The sequence below is a fragment of the Pararobbsia silviterrae genome (assembly GCF_003628125.1).
In the GTDB taxonomy this organism is placed as follows: domain Bacteria; phylum Pseudomonadota; class Gammaproteobacteria; order Burkholderiales; family Burkholderiaceae; genus Pararobbsia; species Pararobbsia silviterrae.
In genome coordinates, this window is sequence record NZ_RBZU01000005.1 from 106,665 (window position 1) to 125,324 (window position 18,660).

Genomic DNA, 18,660 nt, shown 5'->3' on the forward strand with positions numbered 1-18,660 from the left:
AAAAGGCAGGGTGGCGCGAGAGCGCCGAATAGACTCGGTTACAATCGCCCGCATGCGAATTCTGCTCAGCAACGACGACGGCTATCTGGCGCCCGGACTGGCGGCGCTCCACCATGAATTGACGCGGCTGGGCGACGTGGAAGTCGTCGCGCCCGAACAAAACTGCAGCGCGGCGTCGAACTCCCTGACGCTCTCGCGACCGCTTTCGCTGTTCGAGGCGCCGAGCGGTTTCCGCTATGTCAACGGCACGCCAACCGATTGCGTCCACATCGCGTTGACGGGCGTGCTCGACTACCGGCCGGACATCGTCGTCTCGGGCATCAACAACGGGCAGAACATGGGCGAGGACACGCTCTATTCGGGCACCGTCGCGGCGGCGACCGAAGGATTTCTGTTCGGTCTGCCGTCGTTCGCGTTCTCGCTCGCCGGAAAGGATTGGCAGCATGTCGGCGATGCGGCGCGTGCGGCGGTCGACATCGTCGAGCACTATCTGCGGCATCCTTTGCCCGCGCCGTTCCTGCTCAACGTCAATATACCGAATCGCCCGTATGCGGAACTCGACCGCTGGCGCATTACGCGGCTCGGCAAACGGCATCCGTCGCAGCCGGTGATCCGGCAACAGAATCCGCGCGGCGAGGCGATCTACTGGATCGGTGCGAGCGGCGAGGCGCGCGAGGCGAGCGCGGGTACCGATTTTCATGCGGTCGCGTCGGGCGAGGTCTCGATCACGCCGTTGCAGCTCGATTTGACCGATGTGGCGACGCTCGACAGTCTGCGCGAGTGGACGGCGCTCGCGGAGCCTCGCTCATGACGACAGCGCCGAAGCGTTTTCCGCTCGGCCTTGACGATCTCGTCCGCGCCCCGGCATCGAAGCATGGCAAACCGGCAGGCAAGACGAGCGCGCAGGGCGGCAATGAGAAGGCGAACATCGGCGTGAAGACGGCGACCAAGGCCACGGTCGCGCATGCCGGATTCGATTCGAAAAAGCGCGCAGCCGGACCCGCGCCGCGATCGTCGGCTCCGAGCGCGCCGCCGGCCGCGCCGCGCTCGGTAGCGGGGGCGGCGAGCGCGCGCGCGCCGATCGATTCGACGGTTCGGCCGCCGGTGCCCGCGCAAGCCCGTACGCCTTCCGATGCGCGTGCGTCCACGCCGCGTATCTCGACCGAACAGCGCACCCGCGCGGCCGTGCTCGCGACCGAACACGCGCGGCCCGCGGAACGCGCGCGCGCCCAGACCCCCGCGCGTGCTGCGCCGCCGACGCCGCCGCGCGCCGTCGCCACGGTCAACACCGTGACGGCGTCCGTCAAACCCGCCGCGGCGCCGAATCCACTGCGCGTATCGCCGTCGTCCGTCGCGCCCGCGCATTTTTCGTTGACGTCTGAACGCGTGCGCGAGCGCATGGTCGAACGCGTTCGCGCGAACGGCGTCAGCGACCCGCGCGTACTCGCGGCGATGGCGGCCGTGCCGCGCCATCTGTTCGTCGATCCGGGATTCGCGACGCAGGCCTATGAAGAAGCCGCGCTGCCGATCGGGCATCACCAGACGATTTCGAAACCGTCGGTCGTCGCGCGGATGATCGAACTGGCCGCGAACGGCCGCGTGCTTGAGAACGTGCTCGAGATCGGCACGGGGTGCGGCTATCAGGCCGCCGTGCTGTCGGGCGTCGCGCGCGACGTGTATTCGATCGAGCGGATTCGTCCGTTATATGAGCGCGCGAAACACAATCTGCGGCCTTTGAGGATCCCGAACATTCGTTTGCATTACGGCGACGGTCGGCTTGGCATGCCAAACGTTGCACCGTTCGATGCGATCGTGATTGCGGCGGCGGGGCTCGACGTGCCGCAAGCGTTGCTCGAACAGTTGCAGATTGGCGGCCGGCTCGTCGCGCCCGTGGGCGCCGAGTCTCAGGTGCTGACGCTTGTTGAGCGCGTCGCCGAGCATCAATGGCACGAATCGCAGCTTGATCGTGTTTTCTTTGTGCCCTTAAAATCTGGAGTGATTTAAAAGCGATGAGTAAGTTGCGGAGACAGAGCGTGAATTCCACGACGTCGATGGCTCAGCGGATCGCAATCGTCAGCGTGTTGTCGACGCTCGTCGCGTGTTCGACGCGACTCGACAATGCCCCGGTCATCGATCGATCACCGTCGGCCGGGATCGGCGCCCCGACGACGCAGATGCCGCCTCCAGGCACGTTGCAAACCGCGCCCGCGCCCGAAGTCGCCGCGCCTTTGCCACCTGCGCCGCCGGGCTACTATCGTGTGAAACCCGGTGACACGCTTTACCGGATTGCGCTCGTCAACGGACGCAACTATCGTGACGTCGCAGCGTGGAACAACATTACGAATCCGAATCAGATCGAGGTCGATCAACTCTTGCGTGTGGCGCCGCCGGGATCGAATCCGCCGATGATCGCGACCGCGCCGGGCGCGATTCCCGCGCCTCCTTCGCCGTACGGCCCCGCGAATAACGGCGTGACGCCGCCCGCACCGGTTGCGCAAAACGGCGCGCCGGCATCGAATGCGCCGCCGCCGGTCGTGGCCGCGCCGTCGACGAGCGCGAACACGCCGGTGTCGAATGGTGCCGTCTCGTTCGCGTGGCCGGCGAAGGGTCCGATCCTGCATAACTTCGATGCGCAGGATAAGGGGGTCGACATCGGCGGCGCGCCGGGCGACGCCGTGCGGGCCTCGTCGGAAGGACGTGTTGTTTATGCGGGGAACGGTCTCCGTGGCTACGGCAACCTGATTATCATCAAGCACGACGCGACGTTTTTGACCGCGTATGCGCATAATCGCGCGTTGCTGGTCAAGGAAGGCGATGCCGTGACGAAGGGGCAAAAGATCGCCGAGATGGGCAACACCGACGCCGATACCGTGATGTTGCATTTCGAAGTTCGCAAGCAGGGCAAACCGGTCGATCCGCTACAGTACCTACCGCCTCAATAGGCTAGGGAGCACCATGCCGAAAGTGAAGCGACGCCAACACGCAGGTATGTCCGATGACACCCGCGAGCAAGACGCCGCAGATTCGGATGAGGAGCGCGGCGCGCGCGCCGAATCGGAAGACGACGAGGCCGACGGCGCCGAGCAGGAGTTCGGTGACAGCGGCGAGCGTCTCTCGGGCACGGCGAGCACGCCGGAGCCCGATCCCGACGACTTTAAGGCAGTGCTCAAGGCGGAACTGACCGCCGATACGATCCAGCATTATCTGAACCGGATCAGCGTCAAACCCTTGCTGACCGTCAGTGAAGAGCAGCATTACTCGACGCTTGCGAAGAACGGCGAATTCCCGGCGCGCCAGGTCATGATCGAGCGCAACTTGCGCCTGGTCGTCAGTATTGCCAAGGGTTATCTGAACCGCGGGGTGCCGTTGCTCGATCTGATCGAGGAAGGCAATCTCGGTCTCATGCATGCGATTGAGAAATTCGACCCGCAACGCGGTTTTCGATTCTCGACCTATGCGACATGGTGGATCCGTCAGAGCATCGAGCGCGCCATCATGAATCAGGCGCGCACGGTGCGCCTGCCGGTCCACGTGATCCGCGAACTCAATCAGGTCCTCCGCGCGAAGCGTCACCTCGAGAAGAGCTCCGCGAATTCGGAGCATGCGGGCGAGCGCCGCGACGCGAGCGTCGAGGATATCGCGCACCTGACCGGCAAGACGCCCGAGGAAGTGACCGATATCCTCGCGCTCAACGAACATACGGCGTCGCTCGACGCGCCGCTTGAACTCGATCCGACGAGCAGCCTGCTCGACTTGCTGTCGGACGAGCAGAGCGAGTCGCCGGACTCGGAAGTCCAGCATCGCGAACTCGAACAATTGACGCGGGCCTGGCTTTCCCGGCTGTCGGACAAACATCGCCACGTGATCGAACGCCGCTTCGGCCTGAACAATGTCGAGCCGGCGACCCTCGAGGAACTGGCCGACGAAATGGGGCTGACGCGCGAGCGCGTCAGGCAGATACAACAAGAAGCGCTCGTGCGCCTCAAACGATACTTCGCATCGAACGGTGTGAGAAAGGACGCGGTGTTGTGACGCCGGTGCTGGTTTTTGATATTGAAACGGTTCCAGATGTGGCGGGGCTGCGCCGGCTCGACGACGAGACGGCGGCGCTGACCGATGCGGAGGTCGCCGAGCGGGCTTTCGCGGCGCGTCGCGAGAAAACGGGCTCCGATTTTCTGCCCCATCATGTGCATCGCATTGTGGCGATTTCATGCGCGTTTCGCGACCGGGAAGGGTTTCGCGTGCGCTCGCTCGGTGCGCCCGACGATCCCGAGACGACGCTGATCCAGTCGTTCTTCAAGGTCATCGAACGGTATACCCCGACGCTCGTGTCGTGGAACGGCGGGGCCTTCGATCTGCCGGTGCTCAACTATCGCGCGCTCGTGCACGGCATCGCCGCGGCGAAGTACTGGGACATGGGCGAGGACGATCGCGATTTCAAATGGAATAACTACATCGCGCGGTATCACATGCGGCATACCGATCTGATGGACGTGCTCGCGATGTACCAGCCGCGCGCGAACGCGCCGCTCGACGCGCTCGCGAAGATGTGCGGTTTTCCGGGCAAGATGGGCATGGACGGCTCGCAGGTCTGGCAAGCGTTTCAGGAAGGACGCATCGAAGAGATCCGGAACTACTGCGAAACGGATGTCGTGAACACGTATCTGCTCTATGCGCGTTTTCAGCTCATGCGGGGCGCCTTGACGCAGGACGACTACGAGACGGAAATCGACGTCGTCAAACGCGCGCTCGCGAGCGAGCGCGGACCGCAGTGGCAGGAATATCTCGCCGCGTTTGCGGCGTAGCGTGCGATCGATCGCGTTTTGCATGAAGCGTGTGCATCGGACGACCGGTCTCCGCAGCCGGTGTAGCGGGATCTGCCGGGTCGGATAGGCCGGCCCGTGTGCGGCCGTGTACGGGCGTGCGCGCGTCGCGACACCGGATATTCGAAGCGTGCGGAGCGGCACGGCGTGGTTGGTCTACAATGCGGCCTTCCCGCCGTCTGACACAGAACGTTCATCGTGCCGCACAAGTCTCAAAGGCCTCAGAAGCCGCAGCCCATTTCGAGTTACCCCATCATCGACATCGTCTCGCTGGATATGGAGGCGCGCGGCGTCGGTCGCCAACCGACGAACGAGGACGGTACGCCGGGCAAGGTCGTCTTCGTCGAGGGGGCGCTGCCGGGTGAGCGGGTGCGGTATGCGACGTATCGGCGCAAGCCGAAATTCGAGCAGGCGACGATGGTCGAGTTGCTGCGCGGCAGCGCGCTGCGGGCCAAACCCGCGTGCCCGGTCTACGATCGGTGCGGCGGATGCTCGATGCAGCATCTCGAGATGCGCGCCCAGATCGCGGTCAAACAGCGCGTGCTTGAGGACAATCTCCTGCATCTCGCGAAGTTGCGTCCGGACATGATGTTCCGGCCGATTCACGGGCCGTCGAGCGGATATCGATTCCGTGCGCGTTTGACCGTGCGCCACGTCGCGGCGAAGGGCGGGGTGCTCGTCGGGTTTCACGAGCGCAAGAGCAGCTACGTCGTCGATATGACCTCGTGCGAAGTGCTGCCGCCGCATGTGTCGGCCCTGTTGCGTCCGTTGCGCGATCTCGTCGGCGCGTTGTCGATTTTCGATCGCTTGCCGCAGATCGAACTCGCGATCGGCGAAGGCGTGACCGCGCTCGTGCTGCGGGTGCTCGAACCGTTGAATGCCGATGACGAAGCGTTGCTGCGCGCGTTCGCCGATCGACATGGCGTCCAGTTCTGGCTCCAGCCGAAAGGCCCCGATACGGTTCATCCGTTTTATCCCGTCGATCTCGAACTCGCGTACCGGCTGCCTGAATACGACATTCGGATGCCGTTCCGGCCGACCGATTTCACGCAGGTCAATCACAAGATCAATCGTGTGCTGGTCCACCGCGCATTGCGCTTGCTCGCGCCCGAGCGGACAGACCGCGTGCTCGATTTGTTCTGCGGAATCGGTAACTTTACGCTGCCGCTTGCCAGAATCTCGGGCACCGTCATGGGCATCGAGGGAAGCGAGACGCTCACGCAGCGCGCGATGGACAACGCCGTCGCAAATGGCGTGGGCGAACGGACGTCGTTCGCGTCGCGCAATCTGTTCGAGGTCACGGCGGACGACCTCGCCGCACTCGGACCGTTCGACAAGTACCTCGTCGATCCGCCGCGCGAAGGCGCGCTCGCGGTCGCCAAGGCGCTGGCGGAGCTTCACCAGCAAGGCCGCGAGGCTTTGCTACCCAAGCGGATCGTCTACGTGTCGTGCAATCCGTCGACACTCGCGCGCGACGCGGGCTTGCTCGTGCATGAGGCGGGGTATCGTTTGCGCGGCGCCGGCGTGGTCAATATGTTCCCGCATACGTCGCACGTCGAATCGATTGCGCTGTTCGAGCGCGAATCGATTTGACCGAACGCGGCAGTGCGGTTGGCCGATGCTGCGTTCCGCTGATCTAGTGACCCGCTGACCCGTTGACCCGTTGACCCGTTGACCCGTTGACCCGTTGACCCGTTGACCCAACGACCCAACGACCCAACGACCCAACGACCCAACGACCCAACGACCCAACGACCCAACGACCCAGCGCCCCAGCGCCCCAGCGCCCCAGCGTTCGGCGTCAGGGATCCAGCGATCCGGGTGATCCGGGCCATCCGGCTGCGCCTCTCGGAATGGCGGCCCTTTGCGGCGCTGCGGAGCGGCTGATCGAACGGAGTGGGTGCTGCGGGTGCGGCAGGCAATAAAAAACGGCCACAGGTTCAAACCTGTGGCCGTTTTTGTTTGTGACGCGCGCCGCGACGTGCGGCACGGCCATGTCGATCGATCAGTTGCGATTTCCGCCGCCGCCAAAGATCGAAAGGATCGCAAGCAGGTTCGTGAACACGTTGTAGAGATCGAGATAGATCCGCAACGTCGCGCTCACATAGCTCGTTTCACCGCCGTTCACGACGCTCTGCACATCGAACAGGATGTAGGCCGAGAAGATCACGATGGCGAGGACCGATACCGTGAGCATCAGCGCCGGCAGGTGCAGGAAGATGTTCGCGAAGCTCGCGAGCAGCAGCACGATGACGCCCATGAAAAGCCACTGGCCGAGGCCCGCGAAGTTGCGCTTGCTGACCGTCGCGACGGTGGCCATCGCCGCGAAGATCACGGCCGTGCCGCCGAACGCCATCATGATCAGCGCCGGACCGTTCACGAGGCCGAGCACGAAGCTCAGCAGACGCGACAGCATCAGGCCCATGAAGAACGTGAACGCCAGCAGTAGCACGACGCCGACCCCGCTGTTGCGGAAGCGTTCGATCGCGAAGATCAGGCCCATCGCGACGGCGAAGAACAGGATGAAGGTCATCGCGGGCGACGCGCCGGCAAACATGCCGAAGCCCGTCACGATGCCAATCCACGCGCCCAGCACGGTCGGGATCATCGACAGCGCGAGCAGCCAGTACGTGTTGCGCAGCACGCGGTTGCGCAGCGCAACCGAGCTCGCGCCCGTACGGCTCAGATCGTAGGTTCGAAAGTCGCTCATGAGGTGTACTCCAGGTTGTACCACCAATGTTGTCTGTTTTCTGCGCGTTGGACCCGTGCCCGCCGGCCGCGTTCCGCGCCTGCAGGACGCGGAACCCGCCGCGGCGCATGCATTCGGCGAACTGCGGAAGCGGGCATGCCGTGCGCGTTGTGAGCAGTGTAACTCGCCCGGCGCCGCTTGTTGCGCCGCAGCCCCGTCGATCGACATCCCGGTCGCCGTGCGTATCGTGCCGCACCGCTGAGCGCAGCATGCACATGCGTTCAGCGTGAACGCATCATGCGCAGATCTTACTTAAATCGGACTTAAAGGCGCGTAAAGAAACCGTAAGCATGGGTGCGCCGATTGCCGAGCTGGCAATAGGGTCAAAGCAAGGCTCGAGGACAGGCCCGCGGGCAGGGCTCAACGTTGGCCATTCGGCCGACTGCGCACGCGCGGGCGTCTTCGCCAAAATGACTGCAGCGATCCTTCACGGTGCAACCGGCCTTAGTGTTAGAATACCGGGTTCGTTTAGGAACGTAACTTCTTATTTATTTGGAGCTTTTAATGGCGCTCGAACGCACCCTGTCGATCATCAAGCCTGACGCTGTCGCGAAGAACGTGGTTGGCCAGATTCTGAGCCGCTTCGAAGGCGCGGGCCTGAAGGTCGTCGCGACCAAGATGGCTCAACTGTCGCGTGCGGAAGCCGAGAAGTTCTACGGCGTGCACGCACAGCGCCCGTTCTTCAAGGACCTCGTCGATTTCATGGTTTCCGGCCCGGTCGTCGTGTCGGTGCTCGAAGGCGAAGGCGCAATCGCCAAGAACCGCGACCTGATGGGCGCGACCGATCCGAAGAAGGCTGAAAAGGGTACGATCCGCGCCGATTTCGCGGACAGCATCGACGCCAATGCGGTGCACGGCTCGGATGCGGTGGAAACGGCGAAGGTCGAAATCGCTTTCTTCTTCCCGGAAGCGAATATCTACTCGCGTTAATCCGCGAGATGTCGGCAGGCCTGCCGGGCGGTGCGATCGCCGGGCAAGCCGGCCTGTCATGACGGAAATGGAATCGGTCGCGCGCGAAGTGCGCGCGGCGGATTCGCGAAACACGCAGGTGATCGATATGGCGAACGCTGAAACCGTGAATTTGCTGGATTTCGATGCGGCCGGGCTGGTCGCATACTGCGCGAGCCTGAACGAGAAGCCGTTTCGCGCGAAGCAGTTGCAACGCTGGATCCACCAGTTCGGCGCGACGGGCTTCGATGGCATGACCGATCTCGCGAAGTCCTTGCGAGAGAAACTCCAGACCCGCGCGCACATTGTCGCGCCGGCTATCGTCAGCGACCACGTGTCGGCCGATGGGACGCGCAAATGGCTCGTCGACGTCGGCAACGGCAACGCGGTCGAGACTGTTTTCATTCCCGAAGAAACGCGCGGGACGCTCTGTGTGTCGTCCCAGGCGGGCTGCGCGGTCAATTGCCGCTTTTGCTCGACGGGCAAGCAGGGCTTCAACCGCAATCTGACGACGGGCGAGATCATCGGCCAGCTTTGGATGGCCGAACATATGCTCCGGCGCTCGCTCGGCGCGGGAGGCGGGCGCGGCGACGCGGATCAGCGCGTGATCACGAATGTCGTGATGATGGGCATGGGCGAGCCGTTGCTCAACTTCGATGCGCTGGTGCCCGCCTTGCGCCTCATGCTCGACGACAACGCCTACGGACTGTCGCGCCGGCGCGTGACCGTGTCGACCTCGGGCGTCGTGCCGATGATGGATCGCCTCGGCGCCGAAGTCCCCGTCGCGCTGGCCGTGTCGCTGCACGCACCCAACGATGCGTTGCGCGACGACCTCGTGCCGCTCAATCGAAAGTACCCGCTGCGCGAGCTGATGGCCGCGTGTCAGCGCTATCTGAAGGTCGCGCCGCGCGACTTCATTACGTTCGAATACTGCATGCTCGACGGCGTCAACGACACCGATGCGCATGCGCGCGAACTCATCGCGTTGACGCGCGATGTGCCGTGCAAACTCAACCTGATTCCGTTCAATCCGTTCCCCGAGTCGGGTCTGTTGCGCTCGAAGAACGATCGGATCAAGGCTTTTGCGCAGATTTTGATGGATGCCGGGCTTGTGACGACGATCCGCAAGACACGCGGCGACGATATCGACGCCGCGTGCGGTCAGCTTGCGGGCGAGGTCAAGGATCGCACGCGCCTGGCGCAGCGTACGCATCGCCAAGCCAAGGATGGCGCAAAGGTCATCGAGGTGCGTGCGGTATGACGTTTGCGCGCTGCCCGGCGGAACGGCCAACCGGCGCGACGGGCGCGCGCACGCGGTGCGCGGCGGCGATCGCGCTGCTGGTGACGGGCGGTTGTGCATACGACTCGTGGACGCCAGCGCTGAGCGAATCGCGGCAGCCCTGGCGCGCCTCGGTGCACGCGGAACTCGGACGAATCTACCTGCAGGGCGCGGCGTTGGAGATTGCGGAGGACGAGGCGCGGCGGACGCTCGATATCGATCCAGCCCATCGCGATGCCTTGCATATGGTTGCGCTGATTGCGCTGGAGCGAGGCGATTGCGCGCGCGCCGCTGATTATTTTGCTCGCGCGCTCGCGACGCCGGGGGCCCGGGCCGATCGCGCGTTGTCGGCGAATGCCGCGCGATTCCAATACGTGCGCGCCGCGAACTGCGGTTCGGCCGCGTCGCGCGCGCCGGTTGCCAGCCGGCCGTCGGCGGGCGCCGCGCCGGCCCGAGACGCCCGTGCCACGGGGGGCGCACACGAGCTGAACGCCGCTCGTAGCGCTGAGCCGGACGGGAGCGCGGATGACCTCCGACGGGCGCCGGGAGAGACAGGGTCCGCGCGCCCCGAAATCGGGCAGTTGCACGCGCAAAGCATTGCGATAGACAATTCGGCTGCTTCCGACCGGAATCGGAAGCAATTGAACGACGGCCGCACGGGGCAGTCGCAACAAGCGACTGGCGGCACGATGGATCGTCGGACCAGACAAGAATATTCGAGCGAGGAAAATCGGGATGAGTAACAAGCCGCATTCGGCGTCACACGACGCCGTCGCCGAGTCGCAGCGACTGGCCGCCAACGACGCGCACGAGACGGATCGTGCCGACGCGACGGGCCCGGTGACGCCTGCGGGCGACGCGGCGGATCCCACGGCCGAAGGGCCGGCTCACGTGGACGACGCGCAGGATCATGGATCGTCGGCGCTGCCGACCGCGCCGGTCGAGGCGCCGCTGACGTCGGCGGCCGGCGTCGGCGCGCGTCTCACGCAACTGCGCGAGGCGCGTCGCTGGTCGATCGAGGATGTCTCGACGCGTCTGAAAGTCCCCCCGAACAAGCTGCGCGCGATCGAGGCGGGCGACCTGTCCGCCTTACCGGATATGACATTCACGCTCGGCGTGATTCGCGCATACGCTAAGCTCCTGGGTGTCGATGCGGCCCCCCTGACCGCCGCGATGCGGCAATCGACGGGGCCGATCGAACAGGACCTGACGATGCCCGCGTCGCGCGGAGGCGGTTTGCCGCGCTCGGGCAAGATGTCGACCGTGTCGCTGAGCGGGCCGGCCAAGCGTCGTCCGTGGGTCTGGGGGATCGGCGCCGTCGTGCTCGCGGTCGTCGTGCTGCTGCTGTATCGCAGCGGGACCGAGCCGTCCGCTTGGCTCGCGCGATTCAAGCCGATGGCCGCCACGTCCACCGCAGGCGCCGCGAGCGCGGCGTCGACGTCGGCTTCGACCAGCGCGGACGCGCCGGCCGAGGCGTCGGGCGACGCACCGGGCGCGGCCTCCGATACGCAGGCGCCGGCCGATACGAACGCGAGCGCTTCGGCGCCGACCGTCGCCGCGGCGGCGGATACCGCGCCGCAAGCCGCACCGCAGACGGCGCCGGCCGCTCCGGCTGCCTCGTCGCCGGCCGCGCAGACGCTTGCGGCGGTCGCCGCGGCGGGATCGTCGCCTGCGGCATCGGCGCCGAAGGCCGCGTCTGCCGCGTCGAAGGCGGCGGATGCGGCGGATGCGGCGGCGAAGGCGGCCGATGCCGAACCGGCGAGCGATGTACCGGAGCCCGTCGACGGTCAGCAATCCATTCATGTCAGCGTGAGCGCGGACACATGGGTTAGTGTGCGTGAGGCCGGCGGCAAGGAAGTCATGTCGGGCCTGTTGCATGCCGGCGATGCAAAGGACGCGGTCGGTAAGCCGCCGTTGCAATTCGTCATCGGCAACAACCGTGGCGTCGACGCGCTCGAGGTCAACGGCGCGCCCGTCGATCCGTCAAAATACGCGAATGCGAAGGGCAACGTCGCGCGGTTTACGCTGCCTTGATTGGGTTTTGAGGCCGCCGGGTGGCGGCCCTGTGTCCGCGAGCGCCGTTCGACGGCGCCGGGGCGCATGAATAGGGAGAAGTCTCGTAATGTCGCAAGAACCGGTTTTGGGTGGCTCGCTGCCGCGTCGCAAGTCGCACGGCGTCCCGATTCGATGGGGCGATAACGTCGTGATGGTCGGTGGCGACGCGCCCGTGCGCGTCCAGTCGATGACCAACACGGATACGGCCGATGCGATCGGCACGGCAATCCAGATCAAGGAACTGGCCCAAGCCGGATCCGAACTCGTCCGTATCACGGTCAATACGCCCGAGGCCGCCGCGGCCGTGCCCGCGGTGCGCGAGCAACTCGACCGCATGGGCGTGCCCGTACCGCTCGTCGGCGATTTCCACTACAACGGCCATCTGCTGCTGCGCGACTATCCCGAATGCGCGCAGGCGCTGTCGAAGTACCGGATCAATCCGGGCAATGTCGGGCAGGGCGCGAAGCGCGACACGCAGTTCGCGCAAATGATCGAGGCCGCGATCCGGTACGACAAGCCGGTTCGCATCGGCGTCAACTGGGGGAGCCTCGACCAGGATCTGCTCGCGCGCATGATGGACGAGAACGGCAAGCGGAGCGAGCCGTGGGGCGCGTCGAGCGTCATGTACGAGGCGCTGATCCAGTCCGCGATTTCGTCGGCCGAGCGCGCGGTCGAACTCGGTCTCGGACGCGACCGGATCATCCTGTCGTGCAAGGTCAGCGGCGTGCAGGACCTGATCGCCGTCTACCGCGAGCTCTCGCGCCGCTGCGAATACGCGCTGCACCTGGGTCTGACCGAAGCCGGCATGGGATCGAAGGGCATCGTCGCGTCGACGGCCGCGCTATCGGTGCTGCTGCAGGAAGGGATCGGCGACACGATCCGGATCTCGCTGACGCCCGAACCCGGCGCATCGCGCACGGGTGAGGTCATCGTCGGCCAGGAGATTCTGCAGACCATGGGCTTGCGCGCGTTTACGCCGATGGTCATCGCATGCCCCGGATGCGGCCGCACGACGAGCACCGTGTTCCAGGAACTCGCGTCCCAGATCCAAGAATATCTGCGTAGCCAGATGCCGATCTGGCGCACGCAGTACCCGCGCGTGGCCGACATGAACGTGGCCGTCATGGGATGCATCGTCAACGGTCCGGGCGAGTCGAAGCACGCGAATATCGGGATCAGCCTGCCGGGCACGGGCGAGAATCCCGCCGCGCCCGTGTTCATCGACGGCGTCAAGGCGATGACCTTGCGCGGCGAGCATATCGCTCGCGATTTCCAGGCGATCGTCAGCGACTACGTCGTCCGTACCTATGGCGCGCCGTCCGAAGAAAGCGTCGCCGATCAAACCGCCCCCGCGGCCTGAGTTTCCACGCTGAGTGTCATGTCAGATTCGAATAAAAAGTTAGCCAAGCTGTCCGGCGTGAAGGGGATGAACGACATCCTTCCGCAGGAATCCGTGTTGTGGGAGTACCTCGAAGCGACGGTGCGCTCGATGCTGCGCGCGTACGGCTATCAGAACGTGCGCACGCCGATCGTCGAGCATACGCAGCTCTTTACGCGGGGCATCGGCGAAGTCACCGATATCGTCGAGAAGGAGATGTACAGCTTCACGGATGCGCTCAATGGCGAGAACCTGACGCTGCGTCCCGAAAACACCGCCGCCGTCGTGCGCGCGGCCATCGAGCACAGCCTGCTGTATGACGGCCCGAAGCGTCTCTGGTACACGGGGCCGATGTTCCGCCACGAACGTCCGCAGCGCGGGCGCTATCGCCAGTTCCATCAGGTCGGCGTCGAGGCGCTCGGCTTCGCGGGACCCGATGCGGATGCCGAAATCATCCTGATGTGCCAACGGCTGTGGGACGATCTGGGCCTCACGGGCGTGCGCCTCGAGATCAATTCGCTGGGTCAGCCGGCCGAGCGCGCGGCGCACCGCGAACATCTGATCGCGTATCTCGAACAGCATCAGGACAAGCTCGACGAAGACGGCAAGCGCCGTCTCTACACGAATCCGCTGCGCGTGCTCGATACGAAGAATCCCGCGCTGCAGGAGATCGCGAATCAGGCGCCGAAGCTCATCGATTTTCTCGGCGAAGCGTCGCTGGCGCATTTCAACGGCGTGCAGCAACTGCTCAAGGCCAACAACATCCCGTTCACGATCAATCCGCGCCTCGTGCGTGGCCTCGATTACTACAACCTCACGGTCTTCGAGTGGATCACCGACAAGCTTGGCGCACAGGGCACGATCGCCGGCGGCGGCCGTTATGATCCGCTGATCGAGCAGCTCGGCGGCAAGCCGACGCCCGCGTGCGGTTGGGCGCTCGGCGTCGAGCGGATCATCGAATTGCTCAAGGAGAGCGATCTCGGTCCCGCGCCCGAAGGCTGCGACATCTACGTCGTGCATCAGGGCGACAACGCGCGCGTGCAGGGCCTCGTCGCGGCCGAGCGGCTGCGCGACGCGGGCCTCGACGTGATTTTCCATTGCAGCGCCGACGGGGCGACCGCGAGCTTCAAGTCGCAGATGAAGCGCGCCGACGCAAGCGGGGCAGCCTATGCGGTTATCATTGGCGACCGCGAAGTCGAGGCGGGGGTCGTTGGCGTCAAACCGCTGCGCGGTGCGCACGGGGATGCCGCGGGCCAGGAAGACAAGCAAGCCGAAGTGCCGATCGAGCAACTGACGGAGTTCTTGATCGACGCGATGGTGGCGACCGTCGACGACGAGTAAGACCGTCGACGAGCACGATGCCCGACGGCATCCGTGCGATGCACGAAAGCAAGAAGCAGAGGGGCGATACGCGATGGCCATGCGCCGTCGTCCGGGTTCGCGGCAGACGCGAATCCGCCCTGACGCGAAACCAACAGACCGACTCACCGAAAGTAGCCACGGAACGTAGCGCATGAGTTATCACGAAGAGCAGGAAACACTGGACGAACTGAAGGCGTGGTGGGCGCGTTGGGGCAATGCGGTCACGTGGATCGTGCTGATCGCGCTGCTGATCGCCGCGAGCTTCAACGGCTGGAACTTCTGGCAGCGCAAGCAGACGGCCAAGGCATCGGAGTTGTATGAGACCGTGCAGCAAACGATCGCCGGCGGCGACAAGGCGCGCATTGCCGATATCGCCAAGCGCATGGAAGACGATTACGGTCACGCGCCATACGCGCAGATGACCGCGCTTCAGGCCGCGAAGGCGTTGTATCTCGCATCGGACACGGATGGCGCGAAGGCGCAGCTCCAATGGGCGATCGACCACGCGAAGGATGACGAGTATCGCGAAATCGCGAAGCTGCGTCTCGCGGGCGTGCTGCTTGACGAGAAGGCCTATGACGCGGGCCTCAAGCTGCTGGCCGACGATCCGCCCGCTGCGTTCAAGGGCCTGTTCGCCGATCGGCGCGGCGATCTGCTCGCGGCGCAAGGCAAGAGCGACGACGCCCGCGCGGCCTACAAGACTGCGCTCGCGACCGTCGGTGACATGGATCCGAGCCAGAAGCAATTGATTCAATTCAAGCTCGACGCGCTCGGCGGCTGACGGCCATCCGGGCGGCGGCGAGCGGCGGCCGATGCCTCGCGCGAACGTGAGGCGTACGGCGGTCCCGTCGCAAGTTGCACGCATCGTCGGCGGCATTCGGTCGCCGGACAGGTTTCCGCGAATATTCAAGGGCTTCTTAAAGAGAATGCGTTACCCAACGAAGGTTTCGATCGCGCGCGCAGCGCAGTGGCTTGGCAGTGTGGTTGTCACGGTTTCGCTCGCATCCGTGCTCGCGGCATGCACCTCGCATGAGGATCCGCGTCGCGAACCGACGCCGCTGTCCGATTTCAAGCCGACGCTTGACGTCAAGCCGGTCTGGACCTCGAGCGTCGGCAAGGCCGGGAAATACCTGTTTCAGCCGATCGCCGTCGGTAACGACGTCTATGCGGCCGGTCAGAACGGCAGCGTGATCAAGATCGACGGCGCGTCGGGCAAGACGGAATGGTCGGTCAAGGTCGAGGACGACCTGTCGGCCGGCGTCGGCAGCGACGGCACGCTCGTCGCGGTCGGTGGTCTCGACGGCACGGTCTACGTGCTCGGGAACGACGGCAAGCAACTCTGGAAGGCGAACGCAAGCGGCGAAATCGTGACGCCGCCGCTCGTCGGCAACGGCTATGTGCTCGTGCGGACGATCGACGGCCGGATCACGGCATTCAACGCGAATACGGGCGAGCAGAAGTGGAGCTATCGCAACCGCGCCGTGCCGCTGAACCTGCGCACGACCGTGGGCATGATCTTCGCGGGTCCGACCGCCGTGCTCGCAGGCTTCCCCGGCGGCGCGCTCGCGGCGCTCAATCTCGAGACCGGCGATGCATACTGGCAGACGCCGGTGTCCTACCCGACCGGCGTGACCGAGGTCGAGCGGATCAACGACGTCGCGGGCTCGCCGACGCTCGTCGGCCGTGAAACGTGCGCGGTGACGTTCCAGGGTCGGATCGGCTGTTTCGAAGCCGAGAGCGGCCGTCCGGTCTGGGAGCAGCCGTTTTCGAGCTACGGCGGCCTGACCGCCGACCAGAACGTCGTCGTATCGACGAACGACTGGTCCGAAGTCTCGCTCTACGATGCGGCCAACGGCACGCGCGTCTGGCAGAATTCGGCGCTGAAGAGCCGCACGCTGACGGTCCCGACGATCATCGGCAACGCGATCGCCGTCGGCGATTTCGAAGGCTATGTGCATTTCCTGTCGCGCGACTCCGGTGTGCTCGTCGCGCGCGTGAAAACCAACGGCAGCGGCGTGTCCGCGGCACCGGTCGTGGCCGGCGACACGCTCGTCGTGCAAGCGCGGGACGGCGATCTCTACGCCTATCGCGCACAGTAATTCAGAGTCGGGACCGCGCTGCGCAGCGCGGTCCGATGCGATTGCGAGCCCGGACGACGCGCGCGATGAAGCGGCGTCGAGGTCCGATTCCGATCGCACGACCCATCGCATTCATGCGGCCGGCGTTCATGCCGGCCGCATGCGCTTTTTGGTATCGAAAATATGAAACCCGTAATCGCCCTCGTGGGGCGGCCGAATGTCGGCAAATCGACCCTGTTCAACCGTCTGACGCGCACGCGTGACGCGCTTGTCGCGGATTTGCCGGGGCTCACGCGCGACCGCCATTACGGCGAGGGGCGCGTCGGATCCCGGCCGTATCTCGTGGTCGACACGGGCGGTTTCGAGCCGGTCGCGAAGGACGGCATCCTCCATGAAATGGCGCGGCAAACGCGTCAGGCCGTCGAGGAGTCGGACGTGATCGTGTTTATCGTCGACGGCCGAAACGGGCTCGCGCCGCAGGACAAGACCATCGCCGACTACCTGCGAAAGTCGGGCCGGCCGATCGTGCTCGTCGTCAACAAGGCTGAAGGCATGCGCTATAGCGCGGTTGCCGCCGATTTCTACGAACTCGGCCTCGGCGATCCGCGCGCGATTTCGTCGGCGCACGGCGACGGCGTGACCGAAACGATCGATGACGCGCTCGCGATCGCGTATGCGGGCCGTCCCGAGGAAGACGACGAAGCGGCGAATACGCGCGGCACGAAGATCGCGATCGTCGGCCGTCCGAACGTCGGCAAATCGACGCTCGTGAACACGCTGATCGGCGAAGAGCGCGTGATCGCGTTCGACATGCCCGGCACCACGCGCGATTCGATTCACGTCGAGTTCGAACGCCAGGGTCGGCCGTACACGCTGATCGACACGGCCGGTTTGCGCCGGCGCGGCAGGGTGTTCGAGGCGATCGAGAAGTTCTCGGTCGTCAAGACGCTGCAGTCGATCTCGGACGCGAACGTCGTGATCCTCTTGCTCGACGCGCAGCAGGACGTCAGCGAGCAAGACGCGCATATCGCGGGCTTTGTCGTCGAGCAGGGGCGCGCGCTCGTGGTGGGCGTCAACAAGTGGGACGGGCTCGATTCGCATGCGCGCGATCGAATCAAGCACGATATGCAGCGCAAGCTCAAATTCCTCGATTTCGCGAAATTTCATTTCGTCTCGGCCAAGGAAAACACGGGCATCGGCGCGCTGATGCGCTCGGTCGACGAGGCCTACGCGGCCGCGATGGCCAAGCTGCCGACGCCCAGACTCACGCGCGCGCTCATCGACGCCGTGCAATTCCAGCAGCCGCGGCGCAAGGGACCGGTGCGGCCGAAGCTGCGCTACGCGCACCAGGGCGGGCAGAATCCGCCGATCATCGTCGTGCACGGCAATGCGCTCGACGCGATTACGGATGCGTACAAGCGCTATCTCGAAGGTCGCTTCCGGGAAACTTTCGGCCTGACGGGCACTCCATTGCGCATCGAGTTTCGCTCGAGCCAGAACCCGTACGCGGACAAGGACTAAGCCCTTCGCGCGCGGGGTGCTGCGCCCCGCGAAAAGTACCGCGAAGCGGCGTCCCGTCTGCTTGAGCGGGACTTTCGGGCGCGCCCGGAGCGAGGCGTGGGGCGGGGAAAATCGGCTATAGTGTCACTGGGTCGGATTTCTTTTTCTTCGTCCCGCAGTTATTTCAACCCGCAAAAAACAAAACGGAGCCTGCTATGAGCAATAAAGGGCAACTACTACAAGACCCGTTCCTGAACGCACTGCGAAAAGAACATGTGCCCGTGTCGATCTACCTCGTCAACGGGATCAAGTTGCAAGGCAACATTGAATCGTTCGACCAGTACGTCGTTCTGCTCCGCAATACGGTGACTCAGATGGTGTACAAGCACGCAATCTCGACGGTCGTGCCGGCGCGTCCGGTCAACTTCCATCCGGATGCCGAAACATCCTGAGGCGCGCACGCTCCTGAATGCCGCGCGCCCCGTTTG

The 18,660-nt window shown here is 64.9% G+C and carries 17 protein-coding genes; 16 read left to right on the forward strand and 1 reads right to left on the reverse strand.

Annotation, left to right across the window (positions count from 1 at the left end; genetic code table 11):
• Positions 1-52: 52 nt before the first annotated feature.
• The 6 genes from surE to rlmD all read left to right on the forward strand — a co-directional run bounded on the left by surE (position 53) and on the right by rlmD (position 6,416).
• Positions 53-811: a 5'/3'-nucleotidase SurE gene (gene surE / locus D7S86_RS13045; RefSeq protein WP_121087119.1), complete on the forward strand. Its 759-nt coding sequence runs from the start codon at positions 53-55 to the stop codon at positions 809-811.
• Positions 808-2,004, forward strand: a complete 1,197-nt coding sequence (locus tag D7S86_RS13050; protein ID WP_121087556.1) for a protein-L-isoaspartate(D-aspartate) O-methyltransferase — start codon at positions 808-810, stop codon at positions 2,002-2,004. Before surE ends, D7S86_RS13050 begins: the two co-directional genes overlap by 4 nt.
• Before the next feature lie 5 nt (positions 2,005-2,009).
• The gene (locus D7S86_RS13055) at positions 2,010-2,942 is read left to right on the forward strand and encodes a peptidoglycan DD-metalloendopeptidase family protein (protein ID WP_121087121.1); all 933 of its coding nucleotides are present in this window, start codon (positions 2,010-2,012) and stop codon (positions 2,940-2,942) included.
• Positions 2,943-2,955: 13 nt separating this feature from the next.
• Positions 2,956-4,032: an RNA polymerase sigma factor RpoS gene (gene rpoS, locus D7S86_RS13060; protein WP_121087123.1), complete on the forward strand. Its 1,077-nt coding sequence runs from the start codon at positions 2,956-2,958 to the stop codon at positions 4,030-4,032.
• Positions 4,029-4,805, forward strand: coding sequence for a 3'-5' exonuclease (locus D7S86_RS13065; RefSeq protein ID WP_121087125.1), 777 nt, complete (start codon positions 4,029-4,031; stop codon positions 4,803-4,805). The genes rpoS and D7S86_RS13065 overlap by 4 nt, the downstream gene beginning before the upstream one ends.
• Positions 4,806-5,099: 294 nt before the next feature.
• The gene (rlmD, locus tag D7S86_RS13070; protein WP_121087127.1) at positions 5,100-6,416 is read left to right on the forward strand and encodes a 23S rRNA (uracil(1939)-C(5))-methyltransferase RlmD; all 1,317 of its coding nucleotides are present in this window, start codon (positions 5,100-5,102) and stop codon (positions 6,414-6,416) included.
• A 412-nt stretch (positions 6,417-6,828) separates the two neighbouring features.
• On the opposite strand, the gene D7S86_RS13075 is transcribed toward rlmD, so the two are convergent.
• The gene (locus D7S86_RS13075) at positions 6,829-7,533 is read right to left on the reverse strand and encodes a Bax inhibitor-1/YccA family protein (RefSeq protein ID WP_121087129.1); all 705 of its coding nucleotides are present in this window, start codon (positions 7,531-7,533) and stop codon (positions 6,829-6,831) included.
• Positions 7,534-8,076: 543 nt separating this feature from the next.
• Between D7S86_RS13075 and ndk the strand changes: the two genes are divergently transcribed.
• The 10 genes from ndk (at position 8,077) to hfq (ending at position 18,624) form a co-directional block, all read left to right on the forward strand.
• Positions 8,077-8,502: a nucleoside-diphosphate kinase gene (gene ndk, locus D7S86_RS13080; RefSeq protein ID WP_121087131.1), complete on the forward strand. Its 426-nt coding sequence runs from the start codon at positions 8,077-8,079 to the stop codon at positions 8,500-8,502.
• A gap of 127 nt (positions 8,503-8,629) precedes the next feature.
• Entirely contained in the window at positions 8,630-9,781 is a 1,152-nt protein-coding gene (gene rlmN / locus D7S86_RS13085; RefSeq protein WP_121087557.1) for a dual-specificity RNA methyltransferase RlmN, read from the forward strand.
• Positions 9,778-10,542 carry a hypothetical protein gene (locus D7S86_RS13090; RefSeq protein WP_121087133.1) on the forward strand — a complete coding sequence of 255 codons (765 nt, stop codon included), beginning with the start codon at positions 9,778-9,780 and terminating at the stop codon, positions 10,540-10,542. The genes rlmN and D7S86_RS13090 overlap by 4 nt, the downstream gene beginning before the upstream one ends.
• Positions 10,535-11,833: a helix-turn-helix domain-containing protein gene (locus D7S86_RS13095; protein WP_121087135.1), complete on the forward strand. Its 1,299-nt coding sequence runs from the start codon at positions 10,535-10,537 to the stop codon at positions 11,831-11,833. Before D7S86_RS13090 ends, D7S86_RS13095 begins: the two co-directional genes overlap by 8 nt.
• 88 nt (positions 11,834-11,921) lie before the next feature.
• On the forward strand, positions 11,922-13,214 hold the full coding sequence (gene ispG / locus D7S86_RS13100; protein WP_121087137.1) for a flavodoxin-dependent (E)-4-hydroxy-3-methylbut-2-enyl-diphosphate synthase: 1,293 nt from the start codon (positions 11,922-11,924) through the stop codon (positions 13,212-13,214).
• 18 nt (positions 13,215-13,232) lie between these two features.
• Entirely contained in the window at positions 13,233-14,573 is a 1,341-nt protein-coding gene (gene hisS, locus D7S86_RS13105; protein ID WP_121087139.1) for a histidine--tRNA ligase, read from the forward strand.
• Between the two features lie 172 nt (positions 14,574-14,745).
• A complete protein-coding gene (locus tag D7S86_RS13110; RefSeq protein ID WP_121087140.1) occupies positions 14,746-15,375 on the forward strand; it encodes a YfgM family protein in 630 nt (209 codons plus the stop codon).
• Between the two features lie 145 nt (positions 15,376-15,520).
• On the forward strand, positions 15,521-16,693 hold the full coding sequence (gene bamB, locus D7S86_RS13115; RefSeq protein ID WP_121087142.1) for an outer membrane protein assembly factor BamB: 1,173 nt from the start codon (positions 15,521-15,523) through the stop codon (positions 16,691-16,693).
• Positions 16,694-16,855: 162 nt separating this feature from the next.
• Entirely contained in the window at positions 16,856-18,193 is a 1,338-nt protein-coding gene (gene der, locus D7S86_RS13120; RefSeq protein ID WP_121087144.1) for a ribosome biogenesis GTPase Der, read from the forward strand.
• 194 nt (positions 18,194-18,387) lie between these two features.
• A complete protein-coding gene (hfq, locus tag D7S86_RS13125) occupies positions 18,388-18,624 on the forward strand; it encodes an RNA chaperone Hfq (protein ID WP_035930711.1) in 237 nt (78 codons plus the stop codon).
• Positions 18,625-18,660 lie beyond the last annotated feature (36 nt).